This window comes from Janthinobacterium sp. 61 (assembly GCF_002846335.1).
Classification (GTDB): domain Bacteria; phylum Pseudomonadota; class Gammaproteobacteria; order Burkholderiales; family Burkholderiaceae_D; genus Janthinobacterium.
Map to the genome: position 1 here is coordinate 2,502,609 of NZ_PJMQ01000001.1, position 22,558 is coordinate 2,525,166.

Consider the following 22,558-nt stretch of genomic DNA (forward strand, 5'->3'; position numbering starts at 1 on the left):
TCTTGAAAGGCCGCCGATGTCCTCAGCGGCTTTTTCGCTGCAGCCACCGGCAAACGCCTGGCGCTCACGCAGGCGTCCCCGCGTCGACCGGCGCCACCAGCAAGTCTTGCAGCGGCCGGCGCAAGGAACGCGCCTGGGCCGCCGGACCGGCGCCGATGCGGCCAAGGAACACGGCCCGCTCGACCACCACCGCACCCAGCACGGCCTGGCATTGCAGCGCCAGTTCCTGCGCCAGCTCCAGCATGCCGTCGGTGCGCGAAAAGGCCCGCCGTTCGCGCACATAACGGGAGAAGATCAGCGGTGTCAGTTCCGGCTGCAATTGCAGGCCCAGCTGCGTGGCCGCCAGCCAGAAGCGCTGCATGGCGCGGCCCGCCGCCACGTAATCGTCGATATGGCGCGGCGGCGCCTCGGCCAGCAGCGCGAAATGCGCAGCGCAGTACAGACCAGGCAACAAATCCATCTGCAGCCGGGGCGCGACGGTGCCCGCCAGCCAGGTATTGAAAAAATCCACGCGGCGCCAGCTGTGCATGACCCAGCGCATCAGCTTTGCCGTCATCGGGTCGACGCCCAGCGCCTGCTCCGGGATGCGGTCGTTGCTGAAGCGCGCGCCCCATTCGATCACGTCGCGGTGTACCTTATGCGCTTCGGGCATGGTCAGGCGCAGCTTCGCATTGTCGAACATCAGGCGCGCACAGGCCAGACGCACGCGCCAGCCTTCGAACCACTGCACAGTGTAGCCAAGCGGCAAGCTGGCAAGCAGCGCGGCCTTTTCGCTGGCGCGCAGGGGGCGTGTGCTGAGCCGTCGCCGCTGCACGCTGCGCTGCGGCAGGAAGGCTGCCAGCGGGTCGGGCAACATGCCGGGGCTGTCGACAAAGCGCACGTCAAACGTAGGCAGGGTGTCGGGCAAGCCGCCGCGTCGGCGCGCTTCCATGCGCATGCCATGGCTGCTGGCCGCCAGTGCCATGCTTTCGAGCAAGGCGCCCAGCGATAGCTGGCTGGGATGGCCGTCGAGGTCGTAGACACAATGGCTGCGCGTATCGAAGCCATGCACGACGACATGGCGCTGCGCCACGACTTCAAAGCGCCACGGCTGCGTGTTGTCGCCGCTGGGTGCCCAGCGCGCCTGGTCGAGGAGGTTTTCCAGCACGGGATCGATCAGCAATGCTTGTGCCATTTATGCCCCCTGCGCCGCGCGGCGGCGCTTGATGATGGCCATCGTCAGCCGTTGCAGCGGATGACGGTAGCCGCCGGGACGCCAGGTACGCACGAGCTTGTTGCGGTAGGCGTCGAAATGCATGCCATGCGGCGCCGCCATTACCTTGCCGCGTTTCAGTAAAATTTTCAGCGCCTCGGTGGCGGCCGCGCCCGCGCACAACTGGCAGCCCATGATGGTCGACGGTCCGCGCCGCTCCTTCAGGTTAATGGCCGACGGGTCGATCAGGTAAGGGCCGTGCAAGCCGGCCGGCGCCAGCCCGACGAGAAAGCGCAGGGCTTTTTCTTCCTCGGGCAAGTCGCCCCAGCCAAAATACTCTTCGAACGTCATGCCGCGCGGCATGAAGCTGAGCACGGCCGTGCCCATGCCCAGCGGCGCGGCCGTGATGGCAGGGATGCCCAGGCGCGCGCAACTGGCGAAGGTGGCCTGGCGCGCGGGAAAGGCAAAGAAATCCAGGCCATCCACATACAGATCGACACCGGCAAAAAACTCGGCCAGATTGCTGTCGTGTATGCCGTCAGGAAATTGCTTGATCTCCAGTTCGGGATTGATGTCCATCGCCATCTGCGCCAGCACCGCCACCTTGGGCTGGCCCAGGGTGGACATCATGGCGCCGGCCTGGCGATTGAAGTTGGCGATATCGAAGGTGTCGAAATCGGCGATGTGAAAAGCGCCGATGCCCAGCCGCGCCAGGGTCAGCAAGTGCACCCCGCCCACGCCGCCCATGCCGGCAATGGCCACGCGCCTGCCACGCAAACTGTCCTGCTCAGCCTGCGTGACCCAGCCCAGGTTGCGGGCAAATGCCGCGTGATAGGAAAAACCGTCTGTCATGCTTACCTCTTCTGTGCGTCAGCGAAGGACCAAGAATGGTTTGACAGACGGTCGGGCGACAAGTTCCCGCTATGACGGTTTAGCGCGCCAGACGGCGCTGCACTGCCGGTGCAGCGGCTACGCGCGAGGGCGCCGCCGCATGCCGCGCCACTGCACCCACCTTGAACACGCTGACGATCTGCGCCAGCCCGGCCGCCTGCTCGTTCATGGCCTGCGCCGCCGCCGAAGCCTGCTCGACCAGGGCCGAATTTTGCTGCGTCATGTTATCCATCTCGACGATGGCCTGGTTGATCTGCTCGATACCGGCGCTTTGCTCGGCGCTGGCCGAGGAAATCTCGGCCACGATATCGGTCACATGCTGCACGCTGGAGACGACCTTTTCCATTGTCTCGCCCGCCAGCGCCACCAGTTTTTCACCGGCGCCCACTTGCTCGGCCGAACTGTCGATCAATTGCTTGATTTCCTTGGCGGCCGCAGCCGAACGCTGCGCCAGATTGCGCACTTCACTGGCGACGACGGCAAAGCCACGGCCCTGCTCGCCCGCGCGCGCCGCTTCCACGGCGGCGTTCAAGGCCAGGATATTCGTCTGGAAGGCGATACCGTCGATGACAGCGATGATGTCGCCGATCTTTTTCGACGAAGCATTGATGGCGCCCATGGTGTCGACCACCTGGCTCACCACGCCGCCCGCCTGTGTCGCCACTTGCGAGGCGGAAATGGCCAGCTGGTTGGCCTGGCGCGCATTATCCGCATTCTGGCGCACGGTCGAGGTCATCTCTTCCATGGTCGAGGCCGTCTCTTCCAATGATCCCGCCTGCTGTTCCGTGCGCGCCGACAGGTCGTGGTTGCCCGAGGCGATCTCGCCCGACGCCGTGGAAATGGCATCGGCATCGTTGCGCACCTGGCTCACCAGATGCGCCAGGTTGTCACGCATGGCCTTGATGGCCATCAACAGACTGGACGTATCGCCGGGACGCGTATCGATCTGCGTGGTGAGGTCGCCCTGGGCGATTTGCGCCACGATGGCGGCTGCATAGTCGGGTTCGCCACCGAGTTGGCCCAGAATACGGCGCAGCATCAAGGCCGCCAGGGAGCCCACTACCAGCATCAGCGCACCGCCGATGGCCAGCAGCACGCCGGCCTGGGCCCAGAACTTGTGGTTGATGTCATCGATGTAAGTGCCCGTGCCGATCAGCCAGTCCCACGGCGCAAATTTCACCACGGCATACATCTTCGCCACGGGGTCAGTCACGCCGGGACGCGTGCCGTCCGCCTGCACCAGGCCGATGCGGCTGTTGGCCAGCGCGGCCCGGTAGCGGTCGCCCGACTGCCGCATATTCTTTTGCGGCGTGCCGATGCGTGAGGGATTCGGATGCACATACAGCAAGTCGGTGCTGAAATCGCGCACAAAGTAATACATCTCATCCTTGACGAAGCTGCCGATGGCCAGCTTGGCCTGTTGCTGGGCCTGCTCACGCGTCAGCTTTCCCGACTGTTCCAGCGCATACGCCTTTTCCACCGACGCGTTGGCCAATTCCACCAGCACAGTCAATTGCTCGACCCTTTCGGCCATCATGGTCTGGCGCAAGGAATACAGGGAAAACGAGGCGATGAGGACGATGCCCAGCAAGGTGCTGAAACACAATAAAAGAATACGCGAACGGAGAGTCATGGGAGCCTGGGTGGAAAATAAAGCATGGAATTATAAACAATTTCCATATGGAAATCTTTTCAGAAAAGCAAAGCGGGCGGCGCTACCAGGCTGATGCCCGGCAGGCACCGCCCGCTTTGTTATTACTCGCTTGTTTTTAGAGGATCACGCCAGCGCTTCCTTGGCCGCCTCTTCCGGCGTCAAGCCGTCGTAGAACTGATCGGTAAACCACTCGACCTGCTCTTCGATGTGGTCTTGCGCCTGCGCCACGGTGGCGCCGCCAGCCACGAGGAAGCCTTCGACCTCGATACACCAGTTGATCAATTCCAGGGTTTCCGGATCGAGCTCTTCTTTCTTAGCCATCGTATTTCCTTGCTTGTTAAATTGCGATCAAATTCATCAGCAGCAGTTTAACAGCTTCGCCACCCCGCCGCTCCTGCAATGGAACAATAAAAATTACTTTAAGGTAACATTTTTGCGTTCCGGATACAGCACCACCTGCACATAATTGTGCATGTCCAGGTAGCGCTGCGCCGCCTGCTTGACGGCTTGCGGCGTGATCGCCCGCACGCGCTGCTCGTAGCGCAATATCTGCGCGGGATCACGGCCCTGCGTCACCGAACCCATCAGTTGGTTCATCCAGTAATTATTTTCCCGCAATGACTTCTGCTGGCGCGTGATCCAGTTCAGCTTGACCTTTTCCAGGTCGGCCACGGACGGCCCCTCGGCCTTCATCTTGTTGATTTCGGCAAAGGCGGCGGCGATCACCTTGTCCACGTTTTCCGGGCCCGTCGGCAAGTTCAGCGCCACCGAATAATGGCCATACGGATGCTGGCCCATGGAGGTTTCGAAGCCGCCGCCATAGATCATGCTCATCTTTTCGCGCAGCACTTCGATGACTTTCAGATTCAGCACCTCGCCCAGCGCCTGCAGGGTCAGCTTTTGCTCGTCCGAATACGTCGCGGCGCCATTGAAGGTGATGGAAATCGTGCTTTTCGGCTCGCTGCCCATATAGATGTCCTTCTTGACGATCCCGGCCACCGGGCGCATGCCCACGTCCCGGTAGGCGTGCGCCACCTCGGTCACGGGCAAGGTACCCAGGTAGCTGGCGATCAGCGGCTTGATCTTGTCGAGCTCGAAGCTGCCCGTGAAGATGAAGGTCATGTCGCGCGCGCTGGAAAAGCGCTGGCGGAAGATCTCCAGCGAGCGGTCCAGGCCCACCTTGTCGAAGTCGGCCGCGCGCGGTACGCCATCGACGCGCGGGTTGTCGCCAAACATGGCGTGCTGGATGGCATCGTAAAACACGGCTTCCGGCTGCGCCATGCTGTTTTTCGCCAGGTCCTGCTGCTTGCCGATGAAGGACTGGTACAGGCCCGCATCCTTGCGCACGTCATGGAAATACAGGGTCACCAGTTGCAGCATGGCTTCCACGTCGGCGCTGCTGGCCGAACCGCCAAAACCTTCGCTCAGTTCGCCCAGCGAAGCACCCACGTTGACCGTCTTGCCGGCCAGCACTTTTTGCAAGTCCAGCGGCGCCAGGTCTTTCAAACCCATGCTGCCGACCACGGCGCTGGCATAGCGGGCATTGTAGATGTCGGCGTCGCCAAACAGGGACTGGCCGCCGAAGCGGGTCGAGCCCATCAGCACCTGGTCATTCTTGAAATCCGTCGGTTTCAGCAGCACGCGCACGCCATTGCCCAGGGTCAGTTCCGTCACGCCGATGGCGCTATTCAACTTTTCAGCGACGATGCTGCCGCCGGCCGGCGGGCCATCCATCAGCTTGCTGGCCAGCACTTTTTCCGTGCGCGGCTCGACCTTTTGCCGCTCGGCTTGCGCCACCGCGTCGAGCAATTGCTGCTGTGTCGGCACAGCCGAGGCCGTATCGCCCGCTTTCGGCTCGCCCCCCATGAAGACGACGAGTTTCTTTTGCTGGTCGGGGATGACCCTGGCCACCGTCTCATTGATTTCCTGCAAGGTTACCTGCGGCAAGAGTTCCTGTGCGTACAGCAATTCATTGGCGATGCCGGGGATGGCTTCCTGCTCCAGGAAGTTGCGCGAATACTCTGCCACGAAACCGGAGGAATCGGACTTGTCGCGCTCGCTGTATGCGCGCTCGTAATTGCGCAGCATGTTCTTGCGCGCGCGGTCCAGCTCATCCTGGCTGAAACCAAAGCGGCGCGCCCGCTCATCTTCGTGCACCAGCGCGTCGACAGCCGGCTGCACGCCGCCCTTGCCCAGCAAGGCGTACGCGCTGAACGATTCGTAGCCACGCACCAGCTTGCCCATGCTGCTGCCGCCCTGGATGAATGGGGGATGGGCTTGCTGCGTCAATTCCTGCATGCGTGCGCTGAGCATCTGGCCGTACAGGTTTTCGATCATCTGGCGGCGGTAGTCGGCAATGGTGACGGGCTCCTGCGCGGCGCGGACCGGGTAGCGGATGAAGACGGTGTCGTCCGGCGCTTCCTTGTCCGTGATCACCAGCGCTTCCGTCTGCGAGCGCTGCGGCACTTCCGCATACAGGCGCGGCCGGGGTTTCGCGGGGTTTTTCAGCTTGCCGAAATGCTGCTGGATCAGCTTTTCAGCCTGTTTCGGCTCCACGTCACCGACCACCATCACGGCCATCAGGTCGGGCCGGTACCAATCCTTGTAGAAACGTTTGATGGCTTCCGGCTTGAAGGTTTTCAAGACGGATTCCTTGCCGATCGGCATGCGTTCCGCATAGCGCGAACCGTTCAGCAGCTTGGGATACAGGACCTTGTTCATGCGGTCGCTGGCGCCCTTGCCCAGGCGCGCCTCTTCCAGCACGATGCCGCGCTCGCTGTTGATGTCGGCCGGATTGAATTTCAAGCCATGCGCCCAGTCTTCCAGCACGAGGAAGCCCTTTTCCAGGTTTTCCTTCTTGTTCGTCGGAATCGGCAGCACGTACACAGTTTCATCGAAACTCGTGTAGGCGTTCAAGTCGGCGCCGAACTTCACGCCGATCGATTGCAGATACGAAATCAGCTCATTGCGCTTGAAATGCGTGGAGCCATTGAAGGCCATGTGTTCGGTGAAATGCGCCAGGCCCTGCTGGTCGTCATCTTCGAGGATGGAGCCGGCTTTCACCACCAGGCGCAACTCCACTTTCTGGGCAGGACGGGCATTTTTCTTGATGTAGTAGGTCAAGCCATTCGGCAATTTCCCGACGGTCACTTCTGGTGCCAGTGGCAGGGGGTCGCTCAAACGGATTTCCGCCTGGGCCATGCAGGCGCACGCCAGCAAGACGGCGCCCGAGATCAGGCGTAATTTACTCAGCTTCATGTATTCTCAACGGTAAGATTCAGTAGGCGTACCTTACACTGAAATCGTCTTTCGGCCATTAAAAACAGCTTAGGAAAGACGGCTTTCCCCAGGCAGCTTTGCCGCACAAGAAACTCAGCAGTACCCTGTCACATTTTTTCAATTGTGCTAAAGTATTGCCGCCGGTCATGTGGACCGGCACAACAATACGTCTTCGGGGCGGGGTGCGATTCCCCACCGGCGGTAAGACCGGCAACGGTCAAGCCCGCGAGCGCCTGTCAAACTTCGTTTGGCAGGGTCAGCAGATCCGGTGTGATTCCGGGGCCGACGGTATAGTCCGGATGAAAGAAGATGTGCAGTAAACGCGATGTCCCATCGACCCGTCGATGCGGCCGGCTGCGTCTATTCGCTTGCCCTGCAGCGTTTTTCGCCTATGCGAGGAGCGTTTCACCATGTTAGTCAACAGCTATACCCTGCTTTCCAACGACCTGGAAGGTCGCATTCAATCCGCACTGGCCGCCATGCGCGCCGGCATCCCCGTCATCCTGCTCGACGATTTCGACCGCGAAAACGAAGCCGACCTGATCCTGTCTGCGGAAAAAATCACGAACGAAACCATGGCTCTGCTGATCCGCGAATGTAGCGGCATCGTCTGCCTGTGCCTGCCCACGGACGTCGTCAGCGCGCTGGAATTGCCGCCCATGTCGTCCGACAATGGCAGCCGCTACGGCACGCCATTTACCGTCTCCATCGAGGCGCGCGACGGCGTCACGACGGGCGTGTCGGCCGCCGACCGCGTGACCACCATCCGCGCCGCCATCGCGCCGAATGCCAAGCCGGCCGACCTGGTCCGTCCCGGCCACGTCTTCCCCCTGCGCGCCGCGCCCGGTGGCGTGCTCGAGCGCCGTGGCCACACGGAAGGCTCCGTCGACCTGTCGCGCATGGCGGGCCTGAATCCGGCCGCCGTGCTGTGCGAACTGATGAACCCGGACGGCAGCATGATGCGCGGCGACGATATCGAGCGCTTCGCCGAACTGCATGGCATGCCGATCCTGACCATCGAAGAACTGGTGGAGTGGCGCAGCACGCGCGAGCAGTAAGCGCTCAGGCGGCGGCCACGGCCTTGGGCAAATGTACGTGTCTGTACACGAGGCACGCCGCCAGGCCATACGCGGCGGCAATCGTCGCGTAGGCCAGCGGCAAACGCAGCGACCAGTCCTGCACCATGTGCAGGATGCTGCCGATCAACGCCACGCCCACCAGGGCACCGATCTGGCGGTTGGCATTCAGGGCCGCCGCCGCGCTGTTCGCATGCTGCTTGCCGGCCACCCGCATCACGGTGGCCGTCATGGCGGGAATGGCAATGCCGATGGCCACGTTCATCACAGCCGTGCCCAGCGCCAGCAGCGCGTAAGGCGTACCCGGACGCAAGCCCATCAGAAGCAAGGCCATGACGGCCCCCACCAGCAAACCTGACAGCATGGGCAAGCGCGTGCCATGACGTGCCGCAATACTTCCTGCCATGAAGTTCCCCACCGTATAGGCCGCCATCATGGGCAACAGGCGCAAGCCCGACTGCAAGGCATCGGCGCCGCCAGACTGCTGCAGGAACAGGCTCAATAAAAACAGCTGGCCGAATACGCAGAAATTAATCAAGAAGCCCACGCCATTGGCCGCGCCAAAGCTGCTGCTATGAAACAATTCACGCGGCAACAGCGGATGGCTGCCGCGACGTTCGCGCCGCAACAACTGCCAGGCCGACAGGACCATCAATGCCCCCGCCGCCAGCACGCCAGGCGACAGCCAGCCCAGCACTGGGCCTTCGATCAAGATAAAACTCAGGCCAGCCAGCGCCGCCACACCGAGCACATGACTGAACAGCGACAAGGCGCGCTGCTGGCGTGCCGGCGCGGCCAGCAGCACTTGCGCCATGACGATGGCCAGCACGCCCAGCGGCACATTCACCCAGAAGACGCTGCGCCAGCCGAACTGGTGCACAAGGATGCCACCGATCAGGGGGCCGGACGCGCCCGCCACGCCCACCAGCGCCGACCAGGCGCCCAGCATGCGCGTGCGTTCGCGCTCGTCGTCAAAGCTGTGCGTCAGCAAGCTGAGCGAACTGGGCATGAACAGGGCCGCGCCCGCACCCTGCAACAGGCGCGCCGCCGTCAGGAAATGCCCGTCGGGTGCGGCGCCGCACAACACCGAACCGAGGATGAAGATGCCCAGGCCGCCCTGGTAGACGGCTTTCGGGCCAAAGCGGTCCGCCAGCGCGCCGCCGGCCAGCAACAGCGCGGCAAACGTCAGCGTATAGCCGTCGACGACCCAGACCAGACCCGTCAGCGGTATGGCCAGGTCCAGCGCGATATCGGACAGGGCCACGTTGACGGCAGTGACGTCAAGCATGGCCATGACGAAGCCAAAGGCCAGGGTCAGCAGGATCAAGCCGCTGGCGCGGCGCGGTGTGGCGGTAGACATGATATTCCTTGCAGTGACGGCGGGGCAGCCATTATGGGAGCGTTGCACAATGCGGTAAACAGGCATAAACTCGGCGCTATGATGCAAAAATGCATCATGCAACCGAATAAGGAATGCCATGGACTGGGATAACGCGCGCATCTTTCTCGCCATCGGTCGCGCCGGCACCCTGCGCGGCGCGGCCGCCCTGCTGTGCATCGACCAGGCCACTTGCGGGCGCCGCCTGGCCGCGCTGGAAAGCTCCTTGGGCGCCACCCTGTTCCTGCGCACGCCTTCCGGCTACGTGCCCACGCCGGCTGGCGAACTGGCGCTCACAGCCGCCGAAGCGATGGAGCGGGCGGCCGACAAGCTGCAGCGCGAGATGCAGGGCGTCGACAACCGCCTGTCCGGCCTCGTGCGCGTGGCCACCACCGACACCATGGCCAGCCATTTCGTCATCCGTGCCATGCAGCAGCTGCACGCGGCCCACCCCGACATCCGCATCGTGCTCAACGTGGCGCCCGCGCTGGCCAGCCTGACGCGGCGCGAAGCGGACCTGGCCGTGCGCGGCGTGCGCCCGACCGACCCGGACCTCATTTCCCGCCACCTGGTCAAGCGCAGCCTGGGCCTGTACGCGTCGCAAGCCTACCTGGCCGAACGGGGCGAGCCCGTGCGCGGCACGGCGCTGGCCGGGCACGACATCGTCATTTACCACCATTCCGTGACGCCCCGTCATGGAGAAAAAATTGCCGGCGAGCCCGTCGCCAACGCCAGGGTCGCCATGGAAGTCAATTCGGCGGCGATGCTGCAGGAAGCCACGCGCGCCGGCCTGGGCGTGGCCGAGCTGGCCACCCACCTGGGCGACATCGACCCGCAACTGGTGCGCATCTGGCCCGAGCGGGCGGAAGCGTACGACGTATGGCTGGTCATGCATGCGGACCTGAACCGTTCGGCACGCGTGCGGGCGGCGGCCGACGCGATTATCGCCAGCGTGGCCGGACAATAGGGCCGCCCGCGCACGCCTGCACGGCCAGGGAATCGCTTGTATCGAGCGCATCCAATGTTAAGATGCCATGATGACCCTATCCGTCTCCCTCATCATCAGCCTGCGCCGCCTGCACCGGGCCACCATGGCCTGGCTGGTCAGCTGGTGGCGCATGCTGCATTTCGCCACCCTCGTGTTTTCGCTGGCCCTGTCGCCGTCGAGCTATAACCGCGACAACCGCCCCATCCTCGCGCACCGCCTGGTGACAAACACGGCGCCCAATCTCGTGTGGTTCAGCGTGGCCTGCGCGCTGGTCAGCCTGGTCCTCATCCGCATCGTTGTCGTCAGCGCGCAAAGCTACGGCCTGTCGCGCTATGCGCTGGAAATGGTGGTGCGCGTGCTGGTGCTGGAACTGATACCGCTGACGGCCGCCCTGTTCGTGGCCCTGCGCCTGACCCTGCCCGACGGCATTGCGTTTGCGCAAATGCGCTCGAGTGGCGTGCTCGACACCATGCAGCACCAGGGCGTCGACCTGCTGCGCCGCGAATACTTTCCGCGCGTCATGTCCGGCATCTTCGCCGTGTGGATGCTGGCCATCGTCAGCTGCGTCACCTCGCTGATCCTCGCCTACCTCACCATCTATGGCTTTACGCCGTGGGCGCTGCAAGGCTACACGCGCGTGGTCGGGCAAATCTTCAATCCGGCCGTGGCCCTGATCCTGATGCTCAAGGTCATCTTCTTCAGCTTTGCCGTGGCCCTGATCCCGCTGGCCTCCTCGTATTACCCGGAGGAGCCGCACGGCAGACGCAAGCGCCTGTGGGCCGCGCACGGCCTGTCCGAAATGCTGCGCCTTTTTTCCGTCATCCTGCTGATCGAAGTGGCTTCGCTGATGGGCAATTACTACTGATGCCCCGCCCGCCACCGCCAGCGATCCCGAATTACCCATACGAGAGCCAGAATCCATGAGCCAGAGCCAGCCCCCCAATCCCGACCAGGTCGACGTCACCGCGCCTGCCGGTCTCACGCAAGATGCCGTCCTGCCCGCCCCGCCGCCCGTGCGCCACGCCGAACTGAAGGCGGCCATCCTGCTCGTCTTCATGTTCGTGCTGGTGGTCGGCTCCGTCGTCTACCTGATGTACGCGCGCGGCGCCTTCGAGGCAACGCAAACGCTGGTGCTGACTACCGACGATTCGGACGGCGTGGGCGTGGGCGCCGACCTGACCTTTTCCGGCTTTCCCATTGGCCGCGTGCAGCGCATCGAGCTGGCGCCGGACGGCAAGGCCCGCGTCATCATCGATGTGCCGAGAAAAGACGCGCACTGGCTGCGCAGCAGCTCCATCTTCACGCTGGAACGGGGCATCGTGGGCGGCGCCAAGCTGCGCGCCTATAGCGGCATCCTGACGGACCCGCCGCTGCCCGACGACGCCACGCGCGACCTGCTGGTGGGCGACATGGCGGCGGAAATCCCCCGCCTGCTGGCCGCCGCCAAAGACCTGTTGAACAACCTGGGCAGCCTGACGGGCACCGATTCCCCGCTCGACGGCACCCTGCGCAATGTGCAGGCCGTGACCGGCAAATTGAGCGGCCCGGGCGGCGCCATGGGCTTGCTGACGGGCGACGACAAGCAGTCGCGCCTGCTGGTCGAACGGGCCAACGCCCTGCTGGTCACGGCCGACCAGCTGGCGCGCCGCACGGATGGCCTGGTAGCCAATGCCGATACGCGCGTATTTGGCGAAAAAGGTGTCATGACGGATGCCCAGGCGACCATCGTGCAGCTGAACGCCCTCTTGGCCGACACGCGCGCCAGCCTGAAAAAGGTCGATGCCGTGCTGGTCGAGGCGCAAGCCGTGGGCGCCAATGCCAGGGTAGCGACAGCCGACCTGGGCCCGCTGCGCGCGGACGTGGAAAGCAATCTGCGCAAGGTCGAGCAACTGGTCAATGAAATCAACCGCAAATGGCCATTCAAGCGCAATCCGGAGATCAAACTGCCATGAGAAATATCCATATCCTCCTGTCTGCCCTGGCCATGACAGCGCTTGCAGCCTGCTCCAGCGGCCCGCCCGTGCCGGACTGGAAAATGAATGCGCAAAGCTCCGTCGAACGGTTTCAGGCGGCTTACTTGAATGGCAACACCCTGGTCGAACAGACGGAATTCCGGCGCGCCCGCAGCCAGGTGGCCGGCACGGGCAAGCTCGACCTCGTGGCACGCATCGAACTGCTGCGCTGCGCCGCCCGCGTGGCCAGCCTGGCATTCGAGGACTGTGCCGGCTTTGACGCCCTGCAGGCCGACGCGACAGCCGCCGACCGCGCGTATGCGGCCTGGCTGGCCGGCAAGGCGCAGGGGCCCGACATCGCCCTGCTGCCGGAAACGCAGCGGGCGGCAGCCAGCGCCAGCTCGGACACGGCCGCCGCCAGCGCCGTGGCAGCCATCAAGGACCCGCTGTCGCAGCTGGTGGCGGCCGGCGTACTGCTACGCTCTGGCCGCGCCACGCCGGACCTGCTTGATACGGCCGTGGCTACCGCCTCGGATCAGGGCTGGCGCCGTCCTCTGCTGGCGTGGCTGGGCGTGCAGCGCCTGCGCGCCGAACAGGCGGGCGACACGCAAGCGGCGCAGCGCATCGCGCGGCGCATGGCGATCGTGGAGCAGCCGCTGGCGCCTTGAGCGTGCCGATGGCGAGCCTGGAGCAGGCAGAATCAGGCATAATCGAGCCAGGATGACAGCTATGCCGTGCAGCAGCGAGGTGTGACGATGCAGTTCGAGGATTTCGACCTTTCTACTCCCGATGCCGGCCGGCAAGCCGGGGCGGCGCCTGGCGATGAAGAGTCGGCGGCCACGGCAGTGCGTCTGCAATACCTGCTCGACAATACGCCCTCCATCATCTATTGCACCGTACCCAGCGGCGACTTCAAGATGACTTTTGTCAGCAACAATGCCTTGAATGTGCTGGGCTACCGGCCCGCCGAGATGGTGGCCGACCCCAATTTCTGGTTCGACCACATCCATCCCGAGGATGCGCCCGGCATCTTTTCCAGCCTGGCGCAGATCTTCGTCGAAGGCGCGCGCGCCTATGAATACCGCTTCCGCGTGCGCGACGGCAGTTACCTGTGGATGCACGACAGCCTGCGCCTGGTGCGCGACGAGCACGGCGTGCCGTTCGAGATCATCGGCTCGCTGACGGATATTACCGAACGCAAGCACATGGAAGCGATGCTGCAGGCGCGCGGCGAAGAACAGCAACTACTGATCAGCAAGTTGCAGGAAGCGCACGACCAGCTGCTGCAATCGGAAAAGATGGCCTCCATCGGCCAGCTGGCGGCCGGCATCGCGCATGAAATCAATAACCCGATCGGCTTCGTCAACTCCAACATGAGTTCGCTGCAAGGCTATGTCGACACCCTGTTCGGCGTGATCGCCCAGTATGAAGCGGCGATGCGCGAGACGCTCGACGGCGCTGCCCTGGCCGCGCGCGTGGCCCAGGTGCGCGCGCAGGCCGACCTGACCTTCCTGCAGGACGACATGGTGGACCTGGTCCGCGAATCGATGGATGGCCTCAAACGCGTGCGCGACATTGTGCAGGCACTGAAGGATTTTTCCCACGTGGGCGAGACGGACTGGCAAGTCGCCAGCCTGCATGCTGGCCTGGACAGCACGCTCAATATCGTTGCCAACGAATTGAAATACAAGGCGCGTATCGACAAACAGTATGGCGAACTGCCGCCGATACTCTGCCTGGCCTCGCAGCTGAATCAGGTGTTCATGAACCTGCTCGTCAACGCGGGCCAGGCCATCAGCGGCGAAGGCGTGATCAGTATCCGCAGCGGTCATGCGGACGACTGGGTGTGGGTGGAAATCGGCGACACGGGTGCCGGCATCGCGCCCGAGCACCTGAATCGCATCTTTGAACCGTTCTTCACCACCAAGGCTGTCGGCAGCGGCACAGGCCTGGGCCTGTCGCTCTCATACGGCATCGTCAACAAGCACGGCGGACGCATCGAGGTGGCATCCGAAGTGGGCCAGGGCACGCGCTTTACCGTGCACTTGCCCGTATCACCCCCGACGGCCCGGGCCGCGCCCTAGCCTTCCTTGACGGGCGCGTACACGCGGATGCTGAGCCGGCCGCCATTCTTGGCTTCGAAATCGAACAGCTGGGCAATCACGCGGGCCGTCAGCACGTGTTCGGCGGCAAGCAGCATCAGGCCATCGCGGCTGATCAGGTCGCGCGACAGCACCATGCCCGGTTCCAGCTGGCCCGACAGCACGGTCAGATCGCGCGCCGGCGGTTCCGTCTCCTCCATGATGGCGCGGAATGCGGCCACCACGGCAGGGTCGTAGCGCTTGCCGATGCTGTCGTAGATCAGGGTGCGGGCTTCTTCGGCGCGCAGGCTGCGCTGCACCATGGCGCCGATCTGCAAGCCGTCATAGTCAGACGCCAGCGCCAGGATGCGCGCGCCCAGCGGAATGGCCAGGCCCACCATGCCATCAGGAAAGCCGCCACCGTCGAAGCGCTCCAGTTGCGAGCGCAGGATGACGGAGACGGCGCGCAATTCATCGAGCGCCATCAGCAATTGTTCGGCGCGCAGCGGATGCTTGCGGAAGGCCGCCAGCTGCTCGCCCGTCCAGGCGCTGGCCGGCAGTTCCAGTACATCGTCGCTCAAGCTGAGTTTGCCGATATCCTTGAGCAGGGCCGCGATGAACACGTCGCGCGCTTCCTGCCCTTGCAAGCCCAGCGCCTGCGCCAGCTTGCGCGACAATTCCGCCACGCGCCGCGCATGGCCGACCAGCTTGCCGCCACGCATCTCGATCAGATTGGAAAACACCTTGATCGTCGTCACGAACGTGGCTTTCAGGCGTTCGTTGGCCGCCTGCACTTCGTCGTGCGAGAGTTTCAGCTGCTGCGTGCGCGTGGCCACCTTCGCTTCCAGGCTGGCGTTGAGCGCCTGCAGCTGCACGTTCTGGCTGGCCGTCAGCGCTTCCAGGCGCAGTTTTTCCTGTTCCAGCGCGCGCCGTTCCAGCGCGTGGCGCACCACCAGCACCATATCGTTCTCGTCCCACGGCTTGGTCACGTAGCGGTAGATTTCGCCCTGGTTGATGGCGTCGAGGATGGACTGGATGTCCGCGTAGCCCGTCAGCAGCAAACGCATGGTGCCGGGCCAGCGCTGGCGCACCTGGGCCAGGAATTGCGCGCCATCCATGTGCGGCATGCGCATGTCGGAAATGACCAGGTCCACCGTCTCGCTCTCGAGCAGGGCCAGGCCCGCCGCGCCGCCGTCGGCTGTCAGCACGCGGTAACCGTGCGGGCGGAACAAACGCCGCAGCGACGACAGGATGTTCGGTTCGTCGTCGACGCACAGGATGGTCGGCGCTGCGGCCGCGGTGCTGGTGCTCATGTTTTCCCGTTCGGTCATGGTATGGCGGCCTGCGCCTGGCGCACGGGCAAGGTAATGCGGAAGGTGGTGCCGAGGCCGATGCTGCTGCGCACGTCGATGCGGCCGTGGTGCTTTTGCACCGTGCTGTAAGCCAGCGACAGGCCCAGCCCCGTGCCCTTGCCGACGGCCTTGGTGGTAAAGAAGGGATCGAAGATGCGCGACAGGTGTTCGGGCGCAATGCCGCCGCCCGTGTCCTCGATCTCGATCCACACTTCCCTGGCGTTGTCGCTGCCCGTGCGCAGGGTGATGCGTCCGCGCGCCTCGCCCATGGCGTGGGCGGCATTGACGACCAGGTTCATGATCACCTGGTTCAGCTCGGAAGGCTGGCATTCGATATCAGGGATGTCGCCATAGTCGCGCACCACGTCTGCCTTGTACTTGACCTCGTTATTCACGATATTGAGCGTGGTGTCGATGCCCTGGCGCAGGTCGGCCCAGACCCACTCCTGGTGCGCATCCGTGCGCGAAAAATCCTTCAAGTCCTGCACGATGCGGCGCACGCGCGAAATGCCTTCCTTCGATTCGCCCATCAGCAGCGGAATGTCGGTGCGCAGGAAATCGAGGTCGATCTGTTCGCGCAAGGCGCGCAGGCGCGCCGCCACCACGGCGTCGGCGACGGCCGGCTCGGCTTCCTCATAGGCGTCGAGCATGCTGAACAGATCGTCCAGATACCCTTCCAGGGTGCCGACATTGGAAAACACATAGCCGATGGGATTGTTGATCTCGTGCGCCACGCCGGCGGCCAGCTGGCCGATCGAGGCCAGCTTTTCCGACTGCAGCAGCTTTTGCTGGGCCAGCGACAGCTTGCTGTTCAATTCCGTCAGGGCCAGGTTACGCTCGCGCAATTCCATATCGGCGATCTGGCGCTGGCGGATATCGTCGGCCAGGCGCTCGTTCATTTCCGCCAGCTGGGCCGTGCGTTTGGCCACCAGATGTTCCAGGTTGTCGTGCGCCTTGCGCAGCGCGAGTTCGGCAAGGCGCCGCTCGCTCACGTCGCGCAGGGTTTCGATGGCGCCCACCAGGCGTCCCTGGCGGTCGCGCAGGGGCGCCGCCGTGAAGTGCAGCCAGTGACCATCGGGGCCGATATCGGCAAAGAAATCCTCGGCCTCGTAGGCGCCGGGGATCACGGGAGAGCGCTTCAGCTTGCCCAGGTAGAGGTCGTTTTCGCCGAGCGCGATATCGTCGGCCACCAGCAAGTCGGCCAGGCAGGCGCGCGGCTGCGGATAAAACGCCTTCCAGTGCTCGCGCGTGCCGACCATCTCGGCGGCCGTAAAGCCCAGCAACTGTTCGCAGGCGCTGTTCCAGTGCGTCACCACGTGGTCCGTGTTGATGGCGAAGGTGGCCACGGGATGGCCATCGAAAAACGCCGATAGCGCGATGGTATCTCCCTGGCGGCGTTCCGGCGTGGCGGGCAGCGCCTGCCCTGCGTCTGTTTCCATGGCCTCTATCCTGTTCATGCCAGCATGATCCGCGACATTTCATCGAAGGTGTGTTCCGTTTGCCGCAGCAGCGCCAGCCACGCTTGTTCGTCCAGGGCAAGGTTGCGCCAGACTGCGGGCGACAGCGGTGGTACCAGCGCGTCGTCGACACCGGCCAGGTCGAGCGCCAGAGCGATGGCGTTGGCCATGTGCACGGCCAGAGGCAAGCCGCCCGCCTCCAGGCGGTCGATGGCGTAGTGGTCAGCCACCGCCTGCTGTATCGCCTCGGGAAACTTCCAGTAGGCGGCCAGGGCGCTGCCCACTTGCGCGTGATCGATACCGATGACGGCCAGCTCCGCCTCGGCCATCTGGCAGTCGTGCGCCTGGCGGTAGCTGCGCACGAGCGCGTGCTCGGCCGGGAAGCGCGTCACCAGCACCAGGGTGCCCAGGTCGTGCAGCAGCCCGGCCGTGAAAGCCGTCTCGGGATTGACACCCAAGTGCGGCGCCAGCAGGCGCGCGGCGATGGCCGTGGCCAGCGAATGGCGCCAGAATGCCTGGAAGTCGAAGCCGCCGGCCGCCGGCGCGAAGCTGCTCGTCAGGGCGCAGGCCGTGACGACGGTGCGGATGCTGTGAAAGCCCAGCACGGAAACGGCTTGCGGAATACTGGTGACCTTCGATTGCATGCCATAGAAAGAGGAATTGGCGATGCGCAAGGTCTTCGCCGCCAAGGCCTGGTCCAGCTCAATCTTTTGCGCCAGCACATGCACGTCCGTGTCGTCCTGGTCCATGCTCGACAGCAGTTCCAGCACCACCACCGGCAGCGAAGGCAGTTCCTGTATCTGGCGGACGATGTGCTCAAAACTGAGGCGTATCATGCCGCATCCCCCTGCCGGTAGCGCTGCAGCAGCGCCAGCAGTTGCGCCCCGGAAGAATCGGGCGGCGTGGCGCGGAACAGCACCGCCAGCCGTTCCAGGCGGCGCAAGCGTTCCTGCTCGGCAAGCTCCTGCGCGGCGGGGTCCAGCGTCTCTTCCATGACGACGTAGCAGCGCTCCACATTGCGCCTGCGCAAGGCCGTCAGGCTGGCCGCCGTCAGGGTGGCGCCCTGGGCCAGCAGCACGGCGCCGCTGGCGTCGCTCAGCGCCTGCGCCAGCACCATGCCTTCCTGCGCCTGCTCCATCGAAATCTCGCGTCCGCTTTCACTCACGCTCTCACTCATTTATCCACTCCATGACGACTCAGTGTGACCAGGCTGCCGCGCGAGCGCGAATGCAAGCCCATGGGATGGATCGCCACGACATACGGCTGCCCATCGATGGCGGCCAGGCGGGGCGTGTCCTGCCCGTCGAACAGCTGCGGCAAGACCAGCGCCGCCTCGTTGCCCAGCAGGGCCGCGCCCCGCTCGAACAGGTTGGCTGCCGCCGCATTGATGAAGGCGATCATGCCTTCGTCGTCTAGCCCGATCACGGGCAGCGGCAGAAATTGCAGCAGTTCGCGCGCGATGCCCAGACTGACCTCATCGCGGCTGATCTGATGCTGCTGCTGGCGCACCAGCGCCTGCATGGCGGCATTGGCTGCCGCCAGCGCCAGGTTGGCCTCGCGCAACTGCTCGTTGAGGCGCACATTGTCGTCGTCGATGCCCTTCAGACGGAAGGCTTCGGCGATATGTTCGCGCAGCTGATGGTCGTCCCAGGGCTTGGTGAGGAACTTGAAGATGGCGCCTTCGTTGACGGCGTCCGTAACGGCCTGCAACTCGGTATAGCCCGACAGCATGATGCGGATGGTTTGCGGACACAGCAGCTTGGCCTTGCGCAGGAAGTCGGCGCCCAGCATGCCGGGCATGCGCTGGTCCGACACGATCACATCGACCGCATGGCTGGCCAGCACGTCCAGCCCTTCCTGGCCGCTGCCGGCCGTGAGGATATGGTAGGCATCGCGCCGCAGCAGGCGCTTGAGGGAAGCGAGGATATTCGGCTCGTCATCGACCAGCAGCAAGGTGCGCGGCTGCGTCGCTGGCTGCTGCACGGCGTCCGCCGCCGGCACCGCGATGCCTGGCATACCATGCTCGTCGTGCAAATCCATGGGACCATCCTCTCATCGCCACGGCGATATGGGAGCTTGCCTGGAGCGGGAAGCTGTCGCGCGAGACAGTCTTGCGAGTCTTGCGCGGCATCCCGCTTGCGCTGAAATTATACGACTAAATATTCCTTCATAGCACTTATCCGCCACTTATCCGCGCCGTGCCGGACAGGGCGTGTCGCGGTAGAACACAAAGCCGCCCAGGCCGATGGCCTTGGTATCGGCTTTCACGCCATATACCAGCATGTTCTTGTCCGCCTCGATGCGCAGCAGGTTCAGGTGCTGCACGATTTGCGCGTGCGACAGTTCCAACGAAGGGGTCGGCGCCAGTTGCAAACGCAGCTCTGACGTGGCCGCATCGTAGGCCCAGCGGCCCGGATTATAGAAGGCGAAGCCGCCATCGAAACGCAGGCGGCCATCCTTGAACTGGGTCAGGCAAATACCGGGAAATTCGCTGGGCGGGTTGTACCAGGTGGCGGCCACGGCCGCATCGGCCGGCGTCTTGCCCGGCATCTGCATGCCAGCCGTGTCACCGACATTATTACCGTCCCCGCCCATGCCGGCGCAACCGGCCAGCGCCAGCGCGCAAGCCCATGCGCCCGCGCGCGTGATGAATCTCATGTGCATTCCCGTCCCCTTGCTTTATAGAAACATAATCTTAGTCCGGGAAACTTGGCTGTTCAAGCGGCCACCGCACATAAGGCGGATTTAATTGCCTCCGGACGCCTTGGCAGCCGCCTCGCGCAATTTATCTTTTTTACTCTTGCGCGCGCCCTTCACGCCACCATTGACCGTATCCGTCACGGCACTCACGGGCGTGGGCAGTTCCGTCGGCTCGAAACCGGCCACCACTTCGCGCACGATGCGCAAGTCGTTGCGGTTTTCGATCAGGCGGAAATGCGCTTCCGTATCGGCCGTCACAAAACTGATGGCCGTGCCGCTTTCGCCGGCGCGGCCAGTGCGCCCGATGCGGTGCGTGTAGTCGACGGCCGAGCGGGGCAAGTCGTAATTGACGACGGCAGGCAAGCCGGCGATGTCGATGCCGCGCGCGGCCACATCGGTGGCCACCAGCACCTGCAAGCGCCCCGCCTTGAAGTCGGCCAGCAGCTGGCTGCGCGTGCCCTGGCTGAATTCGCCATGGAAGGCGCCCACGTGCAGGCCCGCGCGCTGCAGCTTGTCGGCCACGTGTTCAGCCGCGTACTTGGTGGCGACGAACACCAGCACCCTATCCCACTGCTGCTGCAGGATCAGGTAGCGCAGCAGCTGCGTGCGGCGCGGCACGTCGACCGTGATGGCCCGCTGCACGATATCGGGCTTGTCCTGCGGTTCGGACGCCACCTCGATGCGCACGGGGTCCGTCAACAGGCTGTCGGCCAGCGCCTGCACGCTGTCGGGGAAGGTGGCGGAGAAAAACAGGTTTTGCCGCTGCTTGGGCAGCAGCGCCAGAATCGCGTTGATTTCCTCGCTAAAACCCATGTCGAGCAGGCGGTCAGCCTCGTCCAGCACGCACAGCGACACGCCGCCCAGTTTCACGGCATTTTGCCGCACCAGGTCCAGCAGGCGGCCCGGCGTGGCGACGACGATATCGGCGCCGCCGCGCAAGTCCATCATCTGCGGATTGATCGACACGCCGCCGAACAGCACGGAAATCTTCAATTTGACGGGCAGCGGCTTGGCCAGCGCGTGTACCGTCTGTCCCACCTGCGCCGCCAGCTCGCGCGTGGGCACGAGGATCAGCGCGCGCACCTGGCGCGGGCCGGAAACGGGCGCCATCAGCGCCTGCAGCAGCGGCAGCGCGTAGGCGGCCGTCTTGCCGGAACCCGTCTGCGCCGCGCCCAGCACGTCGCTGCCGCGCAGGATGGCGGGAATGGCGGCCGCCTGGATGGCCGTCGGCGCGGCATAGCCGGCCTTGTCAACGGCACGGACCAGGGAGGGAATCAGACCCAGTGAGGAAAATGGCATAGCGGGCCTTCTTGTATATTCGTAAAGTGAGACCGGCCGCAATGTGCGGCCGGTCGGATATGGTGACAGTATAAAGCAAGGGTACGATTAACCGGACAAAATGCTCAGGGCCAGGCGCCATGCCGCAGACAGTACGCTAGTACGGCAAGGCAATGGCAACAACGCTCTGGGGATTTTGTCGGCTATTGCTTGGGCACTTGCAGCTTGGGGTAGCCATTGTCATCGTAACCCGGCATGCCGCGGCGGATGGCGTGCGAAAAGTCCGCATCGTCGTTGGCGGCCCGCGCGCGCGCCGTGATGTGGCCCCCTGTACGCAGCTGCTGGAAGCTCTGGCCAGGCACCAGGCCCTTGACGTCGAACAGATAGCGGTCCAGGTAGCCCGAGGCCAGCAGGCGGTAGTCGAACGGCAGGCCCGGCACGATGCGGCGCACCATCTCGAAGACGATGGTGGTGCAGTTGGCCGTCAGCGTGTTGTAGAACTGCGGCTTGGCCTTCAGCGCTTGCGCTTCGTCCAGGTAGGCGAGGAACAGCGAGCGCATGGCCGCTTTCGGCATCATCACGCGGTACAGATGCATGTCCTCGTGCCGCGCATTCGTGCGCACGCGCAGGATGTCGCGCTCGTCGGCGGCAATCAGGCTCATCTCGAAATGCTTGAAAAAGCCGCCGATGGCGGAAAAGCTCTCGCCCTTTTCCTTGCGGATCTCGATGGAAAACGTCAAAAATCGCCCGTCGGCAAAGCCGAACGAGATCAGGGTATGCGCAATGTAGGGCCCCGTCCAGTACGACAGCGCCGTGTCCACCGTGCGCAGCTCGTCGAGGTCGTAGCTGCGCTGCTCCCACTTGACCGTGTAGTCGTCATCGCTGCGCCAGTCGAAATTGCGCACATTGTCCAGCGTGACGCGATTGCCCGTCACGGTGCCCGCGACATTGCGCGCCACGTCATCGGCCCACACGCGCTGCTGCTTCGGCGTGATCAGGCTCCACCACAGGAGCAGCAGGATAAAACCACCCGCATACGGCAGCAGCACGCGCGCATCGCCGCGCGTCCACCACAGCACCACGCTGGCCACGCCCAGCGCGCCCCACAGCAGCGCGCCGATGGCTTGTGCCGCCGTGCCGCCAGAGAGCTGGTACCACAGCGCCAGCGCACCCCACAGAGCAGTCAACAGGAGAATCAGGGAAACGGCCATTTTGCCGATGCTGCCCAGCACGGAGCGGGCACGAAATGATAAGAAAGTCATGCCTCAATTATAGGGGCA

20 protein-coding genes and 1 riboswitch are annotated in these 22,558 nt (G+C 64.1%); of the genes, 6 read left to right on the forward strand and 14 right to left on the reverse strand.

All coding sequences use genetic code 11. The features are described from left to right. Positions 1-64: 64 nt before the first annotated feature. The 5 genes from CLU92_RS11450 to CLU92_RS11470 all read right to left on the reverse strand — a co-directional run bounded on the left by CLU92_RS11450 (position 65) and on the right by CLU92_RS11470 (position 6,995). Positions 65-1,174, reverse strand: coding sequence for a nitroreductase family protein (locus CLU92_RS11450; RefSeq protein WP_101481988.1), 1,110 nt, complete (start codon positions 1,172-1,174; stop codon positions 65-67). Then, entirely contained in the window at positions 1,175-2,044 is an 870-nt protein-coding gene (locus CLU92_RS11455; RefSeq protein WP_101481989.1) for a ThiF family adenylyltransferase, read from the reverse strand. Between the two features lie 79 nt (positions 2,045-2,123). Beyond that, complete coding sequence (locus CLU92_RS11460; RefSeq protein ID WP_101481990.1) at positions 2,124-3,716, reverse strand: methyl-accepting chemotaxis protein; 1,593 nt, start codon at positions 3,714-3,716, stop codon at positions 2,124-2,126. A 144-nt stretch (positions 3,717-3,860) separates the two neighbouring features. Further along, entirely contained in the window at positions 3,861-4,058 is a 198-nt protein-coding gene (locus CLU92_RS11465) for a hypothetical protein (RefSeq protein WP_010399555.1), read from the reverse strand. A 93-nt stretch (positions 4,059-4,151) separates the two neighbouring features. Then, positions 4,152-6,995, reverse strand: coding sequence for a pitrilysin family protein (locus tag CLU92_RS11470; RefSeq protein ID WP_101481991.1), 2,844 nt, complete (start codon positions 6,993-6,995; stop codon positions 4,152-4,154). A gap of 185 nt (positions 6,996-7,180) precedes the next feature. Continuing rightward, positions 7,181-7,331: riboswitch (FMN riboswitch) on the forward strand. Between the two features lie 95 nt (positions 7,332-7,426). Between CLU92_RS11470 and ribB the strand changes: the two genes are divergently transcribed. Continuing rightward, entirely contained in the window at positions 7,427-8,074 is a 648-nt protein-coding gene (gene ribB / locus CLU92_RS11475; RefSeq protein ID WP_101481992.1) for a 3,4-dihydroxy-2-butanone-4-phosphate synthase, read from the forward strand. Positions 8,075-8,078: 4 nt separating this feature from the next. Here ribB and CLU92_RS11480 read toward each other — a convergent pair whose 3' ends face one another. Beyond that, positions 8,079-9,452, reverse strand: a complete 1,374-nt coding sequence (locus CLU92_RS11480) for an MFS transporter (RefSeq protein WP_101481993.1) — start codon at positions 9,450-9,452, stop codon at positions 8,079-8,081. A gap of 118 nt (positions 9,453-9,570) precedes the next feature. Here CLU92_RS11480 and CLU92_RS11485 point away from each other — a divergent pair, with 118 nt between their 5' ends. The 5 genes from CLU92_RS11485 to CLU92_RS11505 all read left to right on the forward strand — a co-directional run bounded on the left by CLU92_RS11485 (position 9,571) and on the right by CLU92_RS11505 (position 14,494). Continuing rightward, on the forward strand, positions 9,571-10,437 hold the full coding sequence (locus tag CLU92_RS11485; RefSeq protein ID WP_101481994.1) for a LysR family transcriptional regulator: 867 nt from the start codon (positions 9,571-9,573) through the stop codon (positions 10,435-10,437). A gap of 70 nt (positions 10,438-10,507) precedes the next feature. Continuing rightward, positions 10,508-11,323, forward strand: coding sequence for an ABC transporter permease (locus tag CLU92_RS11490; protein WP_166674871.1), 816 nt, complete (start codon positions 10,508-10,510; stop codon positions 11,321-11,323). Between the two features lie 55 nt (positions 11,324-11,378). After that, positions 11,379-12,410 carry an MlaD family protein gene (locus CLU92_RS11495; protein WP_101481996.1) on the forward strand — a complete coding sequence of 344 codons (1,032 nt, stop codon included), beginning with the start codon at positions 11,379-11,381 and terminating at the stop codon, positions 12,408-12,410. Further along, on the forward strand, positions 12,407-13,078 hold the full coding sequence (locus CLU92_RS11500; RefSeq protein WP_101481997.1) for a hypothetical protein: 672 nt from the start codon (positions 12,407-12,409) through the stop codon (positions 13,076-13,078). The genes CLU92_RS11495 and CLU92_RS11500 overlap by 4 nt, the downstream gene beginning before the upstream one ends. Before the next feature lie 87 nt (positions 13,079-13,165). Continuing rightward, positions 13,166-14,494, forward strand: coding sequence for an ATP-binding protein (locus CLU92_RS11505; protein ID WP_101481998.1), 1,329 nt, complete (start codon positions 13,166-13,168; stop codon positions 14,492-14,494). Here CLU92_RS11505 and CLU92_RS11510 read toward each other — a convergent pair. The 8 genes from CLU92_RS11510 to CLU92_RS11545 all read right to left on the reverse strand — a co-directional run bounded on the left by CLU92_RS11510 (position 14,491) and on the right by CLU92_RS11545 (position 22,540). Further along, on the reverse strand, positions 14,491-15,804 hold the full coding sequence (locus tag CLU92_RS11510; RefSeq protein WP_180338497.1) for an HD domain-containing phosphohydrolase: 1,314 nt from the start codon (positions 15,802-15,804) through the stop codon (positions 14,491-14,493). The genes CLU92_RS11505 and CLU92_RS11510 overlap by 4 nt on opposite strands. A 14-nt stretch (positions 15,805-15,818) precedes the next feature. Beyond that, complete coding sequence (locus CLU92_RS11515; RefSeq protein ID WP_101482000.1) at positions 15,819-17,282, reverse strand: ATP-binding protein; 1,464 nt, start codon at positions 17,280-17,282, stop codon at positions 15,819-15,821. A 14-nt stretch (positions 17,283-17,296) separates the two neighbouring features. Further along, entirely contained in the window at positions 17,297-18,136 is an 840-nt protein-coding gene (locus tag CLU92_RS11520; protein ID WP_101482001.1) for an HDOD domain-containing protein, read from the reverse strand. Then, positions 18,133-18,477: a hypothetical protein gene (locus CLU92_RS11525; RefSeq protein ID WP_143452602.1), complete on the reverse strand. Its 345-nt coding sequence runs from the start codon at positions 18,475-18,477 to the stop codon at positions 18,133-18,135. The genes CLU92_RS11520 and CLU92_RS11525 overlap by 4 nt, the downstream gene beginning before the upstream one ends. Next, entirely contained in the window at positions 18,474-19,340 is an 867-nt protein-coding gene (locus CLU92_RS11530) for a response regulator (RefSeq protein WP_101482003.1), read from the reverse strand. Before CLU92_RS11530 ends, CLU92_RS11525 begins: the two co-directional genes overlap by 4 nt. Positions 19,341-19,487: 147 nt before the next feature. Next, positions 19,488-19,958 carry a hypothetical protein gene (locus CLU92_RS11535; RefSeq protein ID WP_101482004.1) on the reverse strand — a complete coding sequence of 157 codons (471 nt, stop codon included), beginning with the start codon at positions 19,956-19,958 and terminating at the stop codon, positions 19,488-19,490. A gap of 87 nt (positions 19,959-20,045) precedes the next feature. After that, entirely contained in the window at positions 20,046-21,299 is a 1,254-nt protein-coding gene (locus CLU92_RS11540) for a DEAD/DEAH box helicase (RefSeq protein WP_101482005.1), read from the reverse strand. Between the two features lie 182 nt (positions 21,300-21,481). Then, positions 21,482-22,540 (reverse strand): DUF4105 domain-containing protein, encoded by a 1,059-nt coding sequence (locus CLU92_RS11545; RefSeq protein ID WP_180338498.1) that lies wholly within the window; start codon positions 22,538-22,540, stop codon positions 21,482-21,484. Between the last annotated feature and the right edge of the window lie 18 nt (positions 22,541-22,558).

What these genes read in the sequence shown, in the direction of transcription:
- CLU92_RS11450 (WP_101481988.1), bottom strand. Translation starts at nt 1,174, where the DNA reads ATGGCACAAGCATTGCTGATCGATCCCGTGCTGGAAAACCTCCTCGAC.
- CLU92_RS11455 (WP_101481989.1), bottom strand. Translation starts at nt 2,044, where the DNA reads ATGACAGACGGTTTTTCCTATCACGCGGCATTTGCCCGCAACCTGGGC.
- CLU92_RS11460 (WP_101481990.1), bottom strand. Translation starts at nt 3,716, where the DNA reads ATGACTCTCCGTTCGCGTATTCTTTTATTGTGTTTCAGCACCTTGCTG.
- CLU92_RS11465 (WP_010399555.1), bottom strand. Translation starts at nt 4,058, where the DNA reads ATGGCTAAGAAAGAAGAGCTCGATCCGGAAACCCTGGAATTGATCAAC.
- CLU92_RS11470 (WP_101481991.1), bottom strand. Translation starts at nt 6,995, where the DNA reads ATGAAGCTGAGTAAATTACGCCTGATCTCGGGCGCCGTCTTGCTGGCG.
- ribB (WP_101481992.1), top strand. Translation starts at nt 7,427, where the DNA reads ATGTTAGTCAACAGCTATACCCTGCTTTCCAACGACCTGGAAGGTCGC.
- CLU92_RS11480 (WP_101481993.1), bottom strand. Translation starts at nt 9,452, where the DNA reads ATGTCTACCGCCACACCGCGCCGCGCCAGCGGCTTGATCCTGCTGACC.
- CLU92_RS11485 (WP_101481994.1), top strand. Translation starts at nt 9,571, where the DNA reads ATGGACTGGGATAACGCGCGCATCTTTCTCGCCATCGGTCGCGCCGGC.
- CLU92_RS11490 (WP_166674871.1), top strand. Translation starts at nt 10,508, where the DNA reads ATGACCCTATCCGTCTCCCTCATCATCAGCCTGCGCCGCCTGCACCGG.
- CLU92_RS11495 (WP_101481996.1), top strand. Translation starts at nt 11,379, where the DNA reads ATGAGCCAGAGCCAGCCCCCCAATCCCGACCAGGTCGACGTCACCGCG.
- CLU92_RS11500 (WP_101481997.1), top strand. Translation starts at nt 12,407, where the DNA reads ATGAGAAATATCCATATCCTCCTGTCTGCCCTGGCCATGACAGCGCTT.
- CLU92_RS11505 (WP_101481998.1), top strand. Translation starts at nt 13,166, where the DNA reads ATGCAGTTCGAGGATTTCGACCTTTCTACTCCCGATGCCGGCCGGCAA.
- CLU92_RS11510 (WP_180338497.1), bottom strand. Translation starts at nt 15,804, where the DNA reads ATGAGCACCAGCACCGCGGCCGCAGCGCCGACCATCCTGTGCGTCGAC.
- CLU92_RS11515 (WP_101482000.1), bottom strand. Translation starts at nt 17,282, where the DNA reads ATGGAAACAGACGCAGGGCAGGCGCTGCCCGCCACGCCGGAACGCCGC.
- CLU92_RS11520 (WP_101482001.1), bottom strand. Translation starts at nt 18,136, where the DNA reads ATGATACGCCTCAGTTTTGAGCACATCGTCCGCCAGATACAGGAACTG.
- CLU92_RS11525 (WP_143452602.1), bottom strand. Translation starts at nt 18,477, where the DNA reads ATGAGTGAGAGCGTGAGTGAAAGCGGACGCGAGATTTCGATGGAGCAG.
- CLU92_RS11530 (WP_101482003.1), bottom strand. Translation starts at nt 19,340, where the DNA reads ATGGATTTGCACGACGAGCATGGTATGCCAGGCATCGCGGTGCCGGCG.
- CLU92_RS11535 (WP_101482004.1), bottom strand. Translation starts at nt 19,958, where the DNA reads ATGAGATTCATCACGCGCGCGGGCGCATGGGCTTGCGCGCTGGCGCTG.
- CLU92_RS11540 (WP_101482005.1), bottom strand. Translation starts at nt 21,299, where the DNA reads ATGCCATTTTCCTCACTGGGTCTGATTCCCTCCCTGGTCCGTGCCGTT.
- CLU92_RS11545 (WP_180338498.1), bottom strand. Translation starts at nt 22,540, where the DNA reads ATGACTTTCTTATCATTTCGTGCCCGCTCCGTGCTGGGCAGCATCGGC.